The following is an 11,694-nucleotide window of genomic DNA, read 5'->3' as shown; positions in this document are numbered from 1 at the left end:
GCATTTATTATAACATACAAGCAAGAACTTCTTATGATAATTTTAGACGAAACTACTAGGAGAAAACCCCCAGCAGGACAAAAAAGCTCCGGCGGCTGCCGAAGCTTTTTTACAGTCCAGAGCGATTAGCATCTAATCATTTATGGCTGTTTATTCCCCTTTGTAAATAGACAAGCTGCCATCTGGCAGGTAGTGTATATAGTTCGGCACACAATCTACCGTTCCCAGCCACATACCTGAAGCTCCGCTGGTCCGATTCCACCTGTAATACTGCGGATAGTCGGTCAGTGGCCGATAGATTTCTTCTCCTATTCTAGATACCTGCACATTGTCCAGCCTAGCGCCCGTAAAGGACGAGGGGCAGTTGCTGCCATCGAACACTTTCGACATAGCTATGGACAACACAGCCTTAATCCCTGCCTGCTGAAAGTCTGACCGCTCAGATACCTTGCGGATTACCGGTGCACCGTCTAACTCCAACACCACTTCCATCTGGCCGCCAGTTCCCTGCTGGGCGTACAGCTTCAAATGATGGCGAGATCCTTGATCCAGATATACTTGATTTCCGCTCAGCCAGGAATTTCCCTGCCGCATAAACACCGTCCATTTGTTGTAGGCCTCATGAGAAGAGTCTTCTATAAATTGAAAGCCCCCCTCCAAGTTGCCCAAATCGTTGGCCCAGTCCAGGCCGAAATACACATAAGGACAATCACCCTTTTCCCCAATCGTCACATATGGCAGTGTTACATCCCCTTCTATACCATCAAAGCCGTCAAAATTCAACTGTTGTCTGGAAAAGATACCGGTAGTCCCTCCATTTATATTGAAAGCTGTCAGCTCTGTAGCCTGGACGGTGCCCGATTGATTGTCCCAATCCACGCCGTAGCCAAAGGCTTCCAACACTACTCGCAGCGGCACATAGACCCGACCATTCTTCAAAGCTGCCGGGCTGTCCGTCGCCACCTTTCGGCCATTTACATAGAGGAAAGCCTCACCGACGGGCACCTGAACTTGAAGCGAATGTTTATCCAATATGGCGGTCTGCTTCTCCTGATTCCAATCCACCTTGCAGCCGATCGCTGACAGGCAGGCTCGCAGAGGCATCATCGCCCGGCCACTTTCACTGAGGTAGGGCAGCCCGGTCTCCTCCGTGAAAACTGCACTGGTTCCGTTTACCTGAAACCCCAGCGCTGGCTTCTCAGCAGCCCATACCGGACTTGCAACCAGCAGGCACAGTGCCAGCACTCCCCCTAAAATCTGTTTTCTCATCTAACTTACTCCCTTTATTACGACTTCTATTGCGGCTTACTGTTTGCTCCAGTATATCACATTGTCGGGGACCTGAAAACTGTTATCCAATATCTGGAGGCTCCGTTTATCCAGCCTGGTCTGAACTGAAAATCAGGCATCTGCCCTGATGAGCAGACAATCAGCACCTTTCAATCTCTGCTCCCAATACCGCCTCCAGATCATTAGACGGTGGCAGACAGCTGTGATTCTTGCACACATAGAAGGTCATTCTGCCATTCAACAGTCGGTATTCTTCCGTCTGCTCTCCGAGAATCCGAACCCGCACATGTCTTAGACGATTTCGCAGAACCGCCAAGTCCCCTCGATCCGAAGGCTGGGCCAGCACACAGACCACCTCCGCTGGAGGCTCCAGATATCGCAGCAATGCCAGCAGGAAAAAGCTGTAACCCGCTGGATATTCCTTAGCCGCTGCAGAAAGAAAGGCTAGCTGTTTTTCAGCCGTTTCCGCCAATAGGGCCTTCTCCCTCATGCGGGATAACTCCACCAGATTATAGGCCATGACGGAATTGCCACTGGGAATGGCTCCGTCATAAGTTTCCTTCGGTACGGCGATCAGCTGCTGATTCTCCTTTCCATACAGGAAAAATCCCCCTTGTTCCTGATCCCAAAAGTCTGACACCGCTTTGTGGCACAACCGCTCTGCCTGATCCAAATAGACCTCATTCCAAGTGGCTTCATACAGTTCCAAAAGAGCAAAAACATAAAAAGCATAATCGTCCAAAAATCCTTTAGCTGAACGAGCGCCTTGCCGCCAACTGACATAAAGGGTATCGCCCTCTCGCAGGTTTTCCTCAACAAAAGCATACGCCTTTTCAGCCGCTTGCAAATATTTTATGGCCCCTGTAGCTCGATAAAGCCCGGCCAGCGCTCCTATCATCAGACCATTCCAGGAGGTCAATATCTTATCGTCCAAATGCAAGGGCAGCCGGGACTTTCTGTACTCATATACCTGAGGGAGATGATTCAGGAAACGTTCATCCATCTGATCATTTTCCAATAGGTTCGGTATATTGCTGCCTTCAAAATTGCCTTCGAGAGAAATCCCGTAATATCTGTTAAACGCCGCTCCCGTCTCCTGCCCCAACAGACGAGTGATTTCGCTGTAATCTATTAGGTAAAATTTCCCTTCTACCCCTTGACTGTCCGCATCCTGGGCGCAGTAAAATCCACCTTCTGGGCTGGTCAGCTCTCGGAGCACATAGGCTGCCGTCTTCTCTGCCACCTGCCGGTAAACAGATTTTCCCGTCAGTTCAAAGGCGGCCCTGTAGCTCATGAGCAGCAAGGCATTGTCGTAGAGCATCTTCTCAAAATGGGGTACTAGAAAGCGTGCATCCGTAGAATACCGGGAAAACCCGTACCCCACGTGATCGAATAGGCCTCCTTTGTACATGTGAAGTAACGTCTTCTCCACCATTGGCAAAATCTCTGCGTTAGGGTCTTTCTCATAATAGCTCATTAAAAACAGTAGATTGTGTGGCATCGGAAACTTAGGCGCCGATCCAAAGCCTCCATTCTCCCGGTCAAATCCCCGTGCAAACAGACGCACTGCCTGCTCCGGCAGCTTCTCGTCCGCAGATTCACCTTGAAATAGTTGATTTCGTCCCCGGAGGTGCTCTACCATCTCCTGAGATACAGACAGCAGCTTCTCCCGATCTTCCCGCCAATACCGAAGCATGGCCTGAAGCAGATTCTTAAAGCTCATCTTGCCATAGTTAGATTCCTTCGGAAAATAAGTTCCTGCAAAGAATGGTTTTTGCTCCCAGGTCATAAAAATGCTGGTCGGCCATCCTCCGCTTCCCGTAAAGGCCTGGCAGACAGCCATATAGATGCTGTCGATGTCGGGCCGCTCCTCCTTGTCCACTTTGATGGAAACAAAGTGTTCATTTAACACTTCCGCGGTCTGCTGGTCTTCAAAACTTTCGTGTGCCATCACATGACACCAATGACAAGTCCTATGTCAACCATAGGTCAGCTGTACCCAATAGAGAGAAAAATCGGTTTATCTTCTTTCCTGGCCTTGTCAAAGGCTTCCGGACACCATGGATACCAGTTTACTGGATTATACGCATGCTGCAGCAGGTATGGGGAGGTTTCATTTTTCAATCTATTGGGTACATTTGTACTATTTGTCATTGGGCAACACCACCTTTCTGTTTAAAATTTACTTTTTATTGAAAAGTATAAAATATTAAAGCCTCTCACCATGGAGAGGCTTTTTAATCGTGGTTGGATTTATGTTTTATGAAACCACCTTCATAGTATACGCTAAAATACAAAAGAGATACGGTAAAAGTATCTCTTTCAAGGGCAGCAGAATTTATATCAGCTTAAAAAAGGAGCAAGGCAGCCCCACCACACATTTACCGCAGACCTCACTGCCCAAGCTGTTGGAAAGCGTTCCTGTCTCGTCCGTATAGGAACTGCCGAATTGATTGTACTTGCGGGCATTTTCTTTCAGCACCTCATGGCATTTGTATCGATTGAAGCTTTCCACTGTAAGGGCCTGGGTCGGACAGTGGGTCAGACAGACTTTGCAGCCACCATTCTTCTTATACAGGCAATAGTCCTCTTCTAACGGCTGGTCCGGTGCCACATCCAAGTTAGTGACCACGGAATTATACCGACCGCAGCAGCCTTTCTTTGTAATGAGCATGTTGTTAATGCCAAAGGTTCCCAGACCTGCCGCTCGGGCAAAATGACGCTGTGACCAGTTGCTTTTCAGCTGTTCTTGATCAAAAGTAAGGGCTTCTGGCGAAGTCCCCGCCTTATATCCAATCTTTTCCATCTCCTCTATGAGGTATCGATTTAACTGTATGAACATAGCATTTGTCTCTTCATATGCCAAGGCCCATTCTTGTGAGGCAAGTGCTCCCAAGGTTTGATTGGTTTTGGCTAATTCTCTGGTGAAAGGGACAAAGTAAGACACCACGATAGAGGCATCTGGCAGTACATCCTTGGGCATCCGGTGGTGCTCTGCCACTACCTCTTTAAGCCGAAGCACGTAGGCATGATCCGCAGCTGCAAAACCCACCAGCGGCTCCCCCCATTTAGTACGAATCTCATCCCGTTCCCCGTGGGACTGAACAAAGTCTTGTATCATGTGCGTGATTTTTTCTTTCATATCTTATCCTGGCTTTCTTCCTCCAGCTGTATGACGACGGTGTGTCACCCGCAGGCTGCTGTAATTTCATGGCTGGTACGCCCAGTTCTGTTAAAAACATTTTACCACAAGCACCGCTGTCTTAAAAGAATTCTCCGCACATGGCCTGAGCCAGCGCTCGTACTTTTTCCTGTTCATGACTGCAAGCTGCCACAAGCACTTCTTTATATTTTTCCACTCCATTGTTGACCATAAACCACAAAACGTTTACCTGCCACTTCCATAGCTCATCTGGCCTTAAATAAAAAAATTTAGGCTGAATCTTCTCTTGGTATTCTTTTTCCGTCATGGCCAAAATGTACGCTGGATTAAGCAGGGGCTCCAGTTCTGTCAAGCCCGGAAAATCGGTTGTTCCCTGCGCCTTGCCTTTGTTCATTGGACAGACTTCCTGACAAATATCGCATCCGTATATACAAGAACCAAACTGCTTCCAGATGGTCTGGTCTGTCAAACTTCGCCCGCCAAAGGTAGTCAGAAAGGAAATGCAAGCCATCGGTTGAAGCAGATAAGGTCCCTGAAGCGCTCTGGTCGGACAGGCCTCCACACACCTGGAACAACCTGGGGGACAGACTGGAATATCTGTCTTTTCAATGAGTTCCAATTCCTGATCAATGAGGAATCCCTCCAGATGCACCCAAGACCCTGATTCCGTATAGAGAAAATTATTTTTGCGTACCAGTCCCACACCAGCTTCCATAGCAGCCCATCTCATGCCCACCGCTCCAAAATTCCGATTGCAGTCTACCCGAAGACCCAAGGACTGCAAGTATTCTCCCATGGCCATGCTGCTTTGATATTCTGCTGACTGGGGATTCATGCGGTTGTCAAAAAGGTAAGATCTGGCGACACGATGAGTTAAGCTCTCTGGTACCCTGTAATGGTTGAAGGGCAGATTAAGCACAATCACCGACTTGGCCCAAGGGTATTTTTCCCGAAATTCAAGCAGCCGGCGCTGGTTCTCATAAAAAGGCTGAGAGGCGGGAATCTTCTCTATGCGTTCTGCAAACTTTTCCTCAAAACCATCCATTCGATCAAGGGGAATGATGCCGCATTTCTCATATCCCAGCTGATAGGCTTTTTCTTGTATGCTTTTGACTATATTTTTTCTTTTCATTTCTACTTTCCTTCCATTGCTTTTCCTAATCTCTTTACGGCCTCAAGGATTCTATTTTAATTAAAAGCTCCGTAAAAAGCTGTAAGTTTTCTTTGCCCAAGTATTCTTCTGTAAAGCACTGGGCCTTCTGCCAGAGAACTTCTGCCTGTCCACAGGCCTTTTGCCCTTTTGGCGATAGCGCAAGCTGCCTGTTTCGGGACCCTTCTGTTGACCGATCTTCCACCAGCCCTATTTTTTCCAACGGCTTTAGATTGCGCACCAAGGTTGTCCGGTCTAGCCGCATGACATTAGACAATGCACTTACACTGATAGGCCCTAAGAAGTTTACATGCCGGAGCAAGGAAAACTGGCTGACAGTTAGGCCACAGGGATCTAGAAATTCATCATATACCTCCGTCAAGGTATGGGATGCCCTACGTATATTTAAGCAGTTGCAAGGAGAAGAGGTCTTTCTTTGCTGTTGTTTATTCATTTTTTTATTATACCTTTCAGCTTTTTAGTGTATATACACTATTTTGAGTTTATGATTTTTTTGTGCTCTTGTCAACCATTCATTTCATTTTTTATGGTTAGACGTGTTTTTTATAGGCGGTTGCATGGTATACTTAATAAAGGAATATCTATTTTAGGAGGCTAATTTTGAAGAAATTATTGATATATTTGAGAAACTATAAAAAGGAAAGCTTACTAGGTCCCCTGTTCAAGCTGCTGGAGGCTGCTTTTGAACTGCTTGTTCCGCTGATTATCGCCAAAATCATCGATCAAGGTATTCTCTTGGCCGATGTTCCCTATATCCTGCGCATGTGCCTAATCTTAGTGGGACTGGGAATAGCCGGTCTGGCCAGTTCCCTTATCGCCCAGTATTATGCGGCCAAAGCGGCTGCCGGCTTCGGGAAGGAACTGCGCCATGGTCTTTTTGATCACATTCAAGGCTTATCCTATGCCGAAATTGATCAGTTGGGTACCTCTACTCTAATTACCCGCATGACCAGTGACATGAATCAGGTCCAATCGGGAGTCAATATGACTCTGCGCTTGCTGCTCCGATCTCCCTTCATTGTCTTCGGTTCCATGATTATGGCTTTTACAATCGATTTTCGGGTAGCTCTAATCTTCGTAACAGCCATCCTATTACTATCTGCTGTGGTCTTCATCATCATGAGCTGGTGCATCCCCCTGTACAAGAAGGTCCAGGGCAAGCTAGATCAGGTATTGCTCTTGACCAGAGAAAATCTCACCGGAGTTCGAGTCATCCGGGCATTTTGCCTGGAGCAGGAGGAGCTTCAAACGTTTCAGGAATCAAACCAGCAGCTGACTCAGGTGCAAAAATATGTCGGACGTATTGCCGCCCTGATGAATCCATTAACGTATATTGTTATTAATCTGGCGGTTGTCTGGCTGATTTGGACTGGCGCAGTGCAGGTAAGTACAGGTCTGCTGACCCAAGGTGCTGTGGTCGCCCTATACAACTACATGTCACAGATTCTGACGGAGCTGATTAAGCTCGCCAATTTAATTATTACGGTCAATAAATCTATCGCCTGCGGGAACCGGATTCAGGATGTCTTTCAAGTATCCTCCAGCTTGCAAGTGGTTTCGGATTCAGCTAAGAGCAGTAAGATTGTCTCCCGCCCTCCTGCCATCGAATTTCGCCGAGTGCAGCTATGCTACAGTCAGACAGGTGATTGTGCCCTGTCTCATATGGATTTTACCATTGGTCAGGGAGAAACAGTAGGCATCATCGGGGGCACCGGTTCCGGCAAATCCTCCCTGGTTCACCTGATTCCCCGATTCTACGACGTCACAGAAGGGGAAGTTCTGGTGGACGGTATAAATGTAAAAGAATATCCTTTAGAGAACCTAAGACAGAAAATCGGCATGGTGCCCCAAAAGGCAGTGCTATTTAAAGGTACCATTCGAGAAAATCTGAAATGGGGAAAAAAAGATGCGACAGATCAAGAAATATTCCAGGCCCTGACCACGGCTCAAGCCGAAGAGGTGGTCAACGGGAAAGGCGGCCTCGACTACTTGATTCATCAAGATGGTAAAAACCTTTCTGGCGGCCAAAGACAACGGCTGACCATCGCCAGAGCCTTAGTGCGCCAACCTCAAATTCTGATTCTGGATGACAGTGCTTCCGCCTTGGATTTTGCCACCGATGCCGCCTTGCGCAAAGCCATCGCCGCCTTAGACCCACGCCCTACGGTGCTGATTGTCTCCCAGCGAACCTCTTCCATCCAACACTGTGACAAAATTATCGTGCTGGACGACGGTCAGATTGCCGGCATCGGCACAAATGACCAGTTGATGAAAACCTGCGATATCTACCAAGAAATCTATCAATCTCAGTTCAAAAAGGAGGATGCTTTAGATGAACAAGCCTAAAAAAACCAGTCAGAAAATTTTGTACCGCTTAAAGCGTTACCGCCTGCTGCTGGCTGCTTCCATCCTTTTTGCTACCATCACCGTGGGCCTGTCTCTATATGTACCAATTTTAGTAGGTCGCTGCATTGACTTGATTCTAGGTCCAGGTCAGGTGGACTTTCCCGCAATCTACCGCCTGTTGCCCCTTATCCTGATCTCTGTAGGCGCAGGCGCAATCTTACAGTGGCTGATGAACATTATCAATAACCGCATTACCTTTCAAGTTATCCGCGACGTGCGAGGAGAAGCTTTTGAAAAAATTGAAAGCTTGCCGCTGAAATATTTAGATGCCCACGCTCATGGGGAAATCGTCAGCCGAGTTATCGCCGATGTAGATCAGTTTGCAGACGGTCTTTTGCTGGGATTCACCCAATTATTTACAGGAGTAATCACGATTTTAGGCACCCTGCTGTTCATGTTTTCCATCAACTGGCGAATTGCGTGGGTTGTAGTTCTGCTGACGCCCATCTCTCTGCTGGTGGCCCGTTTTATTGCCCGTAAAACATATTACATGTTCCAACTGCAATCGGAAACTCGGGGGCAACAGACTTCGCTGATTGATGAAATGATTCAGCACCAAAAGGTGGTGCAGGCATTCTCCCACCAAGAAGAAAACCTACACCAGTTTGATGAAATCAATGAGCGCCTGGCAGAATATTACCAGAAAGCAACGTTTTTCTCCTCTATCACCAATCCAGCCACCCGTTTTATTAACAGCATGGTCTACGCCGGCGTAGGCCTAGTAGGAGCCTTAAGCTGTATTGGCATGGGAGGCGTCTTCACCGTAGGCCAGCTAGCTTGCTTTTTAAGCTATGCCAGCCAATATACCAAACCTTTTAACGAAATTTCCGGGGTCATTACCGAGCTCCAAAATGCCTTGGCCTGTGCGGCTCGAGTGTTTGAGATTATTGAGGAAGAACCTCAAACACCAGATTCGGCTTCTGCCGTTTCTTTAGAGACGGTCCAGGGAAATGTAACCTTAAATCAAGTGGCCTTTTCTTATACACCAACTAAAAGGCTTATTGAAAATTTCAACTTGTCGGTTGCACCGGGCCAGCGAATTGCCATCGTAGGTCCCACGGGCTGCGGAAAGACCACCATCATCAACCTGCTGATGCGCTTCTACGACGTGGACAGCGGCAGCATACAAGTGGAGGGAAAAGATATCCGTGAAGTTACCCGCCAGAGCCTGCGCAGCAGCTACGGTATGGTCCTCCAGGATACTTGGCTGCGCTCCGGCACAATCCGGGAAAATATCGCCATGGGCAAGCCTCAGGCTACCGACCAGGAGATTGTAAACGCGGCGAAGACCGCTCACGCTCACAGCTTCATCAAACGCCTGCCCCAAGGCTACGATACTCTCATCGGTCAAGATGGCGGCGGCCTATCTCAAGGTCAGAAACAGCTGCTCTGCATCGCTCGTGTGATGCTGTGCCAACCACCTATGTTAATTTTGGATGAAGCCACCTCCTCTATCGATACACGCACGGAGCTGAAAATTCAAAATGCCTTTGCTTGGCTGATGGAAGGACGAACGAGCTTCATTGTCGCCCATCGCCTGTCCACTATTCGAGAAGCCGATGTCATTCTGGTCATGCAGGAAGGCAATATTATCGAGCAGGGCAGGCATGAAGAGCTGCTAAAGCAGCAAGGGTTTTATGCCCAGCTTTACAACAGCCAATTTTCCGCCTAAAAAAAGCAAGCCCTCTTGTCTTGCTTGCCTCACTCCGCCAACAAGCTACTTCGTACCTTGGGTGGACTCATATTTGACATCTTTTTGTTGATGTGATAATATATATAAAGAAAAGGTGCTGCCCGCAGTCGGTCAGCCCAGAATAATCGCAAGTTTAAATAAACCGCAAGTTTCTCAGGCTCGGCGGTTTATTTCTTTTTTGTGACCGTATATGTAACAAGAACAACATTGACAAGTAAAGCTGTAAAAGCTATTGTTTCCGCTGTGGACATATGCATCACCCCCTCCGCAGAGGGCTGACCGCCTACCAATTTTTGGATAGCACCTGCCTGTATTTTATCATACGCATACACAAAAAGCACCCCTTTTCTGAGGTGCTTTTTTGTTGATTATATCATCTCCACCAGGGTTCGAATTAGTTCTGGCACCGTCTTTTCCACATCCGGCATGTAGACTCGTTCACTGATGGTATGATAGTCCTTGCCCCATGGGCCCAGGACTAAAAACGGTATTGAGAGCTTTTCCAGCTGCTCAAAGGGGATATGATACATGTCCTCAGAGGTAACCATGCTGGCCATAACTTTTTCCTCTCCTCCCCGATCGGTGCAGGACGTATAGCTGCCATCACTTATACCCATAAAGTAAGCTTCCTTATCCAGCTTCAACCCATAAGTTTCTGCCAACACAGCTTCCAAACGGTCTTCAAAGATGTCACTGTTCTGCGGCAGGTAGCTGTTGCTGGCTGGCGGATAGTAAGGAGGAATAAAGCCTACCACCACCAGGGGCTCCGTTATCAGAGACAGCTGAATGATCTCTTTTACAATTTGGATGCCTGCCTCTTGAACGGTAAGAACCTTAACCTGAAGCTGTGCCAAAATCTCTTCGTACAGCCGGTCCCGTTCCTCTTCATAACGAGCATTGTTCTTGCTCGCTGCATCCTGAAGTTCTTCAAAGGTGTAGACCAAAGGAAGAAAAGCTTGTGCTTCACCAGCTTCTGAACTCCCCTCTTTTCGCAGGTATTTTTCAGCACTCTGATATTTTTCAATAACCTTCTGAAAAGACTTTTGCGCGGCAGCCTTGACTTCCCCCAGAATATGCTCTGCCGTCTTGCTCTTTAAAAAAGAGAAATTTAGGTAAAAGGCGCTGTATTCCGGCACGGAAACATCATAAGTCCCTTTCAAGTCCCTGGCATAAAGTATAGTAGGCGGCGTGGTAGTCATCCCTAGGTCTGAGGAACAAAGCTTGGGGTTCAGTTCCAGCTCTGTTATAATTTCTGACGTAATAACCGCAGCATTCAGCCCTTTCATGACATCACTAATATGTGCGGTTTTTCCTTTCGCTACCACCAACGGCATGATTTTGCCCACTGTGCCGGTAAAAAATTTGAAGCGGTCAGCCTCTGTTCGACTGTGTGGCTCTGTAATGACCATGAGCCGATAATCCAAATGATATCTTTGAGCCAACTCTACTAGCAAGGTAGCGCCCTGCCTCATGCCTGCTGATAAATTTTCTTCATCGTGAACCGCCATAAAGAGAATATTTGCCTCTGCCTGATCGATGGCCGCCACCGCATCTAGATTGATGGCAATACCAGCCTTCATATCATTAATGCCCCGGCCAAAATGCCATTGGCTGCTTTCCAAATCTGCCTTTATTTCCTCTGGCAAATCCAATTCCTTCAATCTTTCTTTCAATTCCTCAGGCTTTAACGCGTAGGCCTTTAAGGTTCCATAGGGCTCTAGCCCCACGGCATCGTAATGTCCGGTGAGAACAATGGTCTTCTGGCTCCGTCCTCTTCTCAGAGCCCACACCACTGGCCGTTCTAAGAAATCCTTTCCGTGATACATACCACAGAGCTCTGGATGCTCCTGAAAATATTTCTGCTCTTTTATGAGGGCAAAAATGTATTCAGCCATGCCCACCTCCAAGGCGGTGCCCGTATCACTCTGTACCGATACCAATTTATAAAGTAATTCCTGAATATTACTCATA

Annotated in this window: 8 protein-coding genes and 1 pseudogene; 2 read left to right on the top strand and 7 right to left on the bottom strand. The window is 47.6% G+C overall.

Annotated features, from left to right (window positions below):
- Positions 1-150: 150 nt before the first annotated feature.
- From Ami103574_RS05580 to Ami103574_RS05555, 6 genes and pseudogenes are all read right to left on the bottom strand, one after another.
- Positions 151-1,269: a stalk domain-containing protein gene (locus Ami103574_RS05580; RefSeq protein WP_163065689.1), complete on the bottom strand. Its 1,119-nt coding sequence runs from the start codon at positions 1,267-1,269 to the stop codon at positions 151-153.
- A 160-nt stretch (positions 1,270-1,429) separates the two neighbouring features.
- Positions 1,430-3,250, bottom strand: a pseudogene (locus Ami103574_RS05575) (thioredoxin domain-containing protein); the annotation flags it as partial.
- A 29-nt stretch (positions 3,251-3,279) separates the two neighbouring features.
- Positions 3,280-3,444, bottom strand: coding sequence for a DUF255 domain-containing protein (locus tag Ami103574_RS16050; RefSeq protein ID WP_163065687.1), 165 nt, complete (start codon positions 3,442-3,444; stop codon positions 3,280-3,282).
- Positions 3,445-3,628: 184 nt separating this feature from the next.
- Positions 3,629-4,432: an epoxyqueuosine reductase gene (locus Ami103574_RS05565; RefSeq protein WP_163065686.1), complete on the bottom strand. Its 804-nt coding sequence runs from the start codon at positions 4,430-4,432 to the stop codon at positions 3,629-3,631.
- Between the two features lie 121 nt (positions 4,433-4,553).
- Complete coding sequence (locus Ami103574_RS05560; protein WP_163065685.1) at positions 4,554-5,585, bottom strand: epoxyqueuosine reductase; 1,032 nt, start codon at positions 5,583-5,585, stop codon at positions 4,554-4,556.
- Between the two features lie 34 nt (positions 5,586-5,619).
- Positions 5,620-6,057, bottom strand: coding sequence for a MarR family winged helix-turn-helix transcriptional regulator (locus Ami103574_RS05555; protein ID WP_163065684.1), 438 nt, complete (start codon positions 6,055-6,057; stop codon positions 5,620-5,622).
- A 167-nt stretch (positions 6,058-6,224) separates the two neighbouring features.
- Between Ami103574_RS05555 and Ami103574_RS05550 the strand changes: the two genes are divergently transcribed.
- Positions 6,225-7,970: an ABC transporter ATP-binding protein gene (locus tag Ami103574_RS05550; RefSeq protein WP_163065683.1), complete on the top strand. Its 1,746-nt coding sequence runs from the start codon at positions 6,225-6,227 to the stop codon at positions 7,968-7,970.
- A complete protein-coding gene (locus Ami103574_RS05545) occupies positions 7,957-9,702 on the top strand; it encodes an ABC transporter ATP-binding protein (RefSeq protein ID WP_163065682.1) in 1,746 nt (581 codons plus the stop codon). The genes Ami103574_RS05550 and Ami103574_RS05545 overlap by 14 nt, the downstream gene beginning before the upstream one ends.
- A gap of 389 nt (positions 9,703-10,091) precedes the next feature.
- On the opposite strand, the gene Ami103574_RS05540 is transcribed toward Ami103574_RS05545, so the two are convergent.
- Positions 10,092-11,693: a M20/M25/M40 family metallo-hydrolase gene (locus tag Ami103574_RS05540; RefSeq protein WP_163065681.1), complete on the bottom strand. Its 1,602-nt coding sequence runs from the start codon at positions 11,691-11,693 to the stop codon at positions 10,092-10,094.
- Between the last annotated feature and the right edge of the window lies 1 nt (position 11,694).

It is taken from the genome of Aminipila butyrica, from assembly GCF_010669305.1.
Lineage (GTDB): Bacteria > Bacillota > Clostridia > Peptostreptococcales > Anaerovoracaceae > Aminipila > Aminipila butyrica.
The sequence above is the reverse complement of the archived record's forward strand: the minus strand, read 5'-3'. Positions and strand labels throughout refer to the sequence as shown.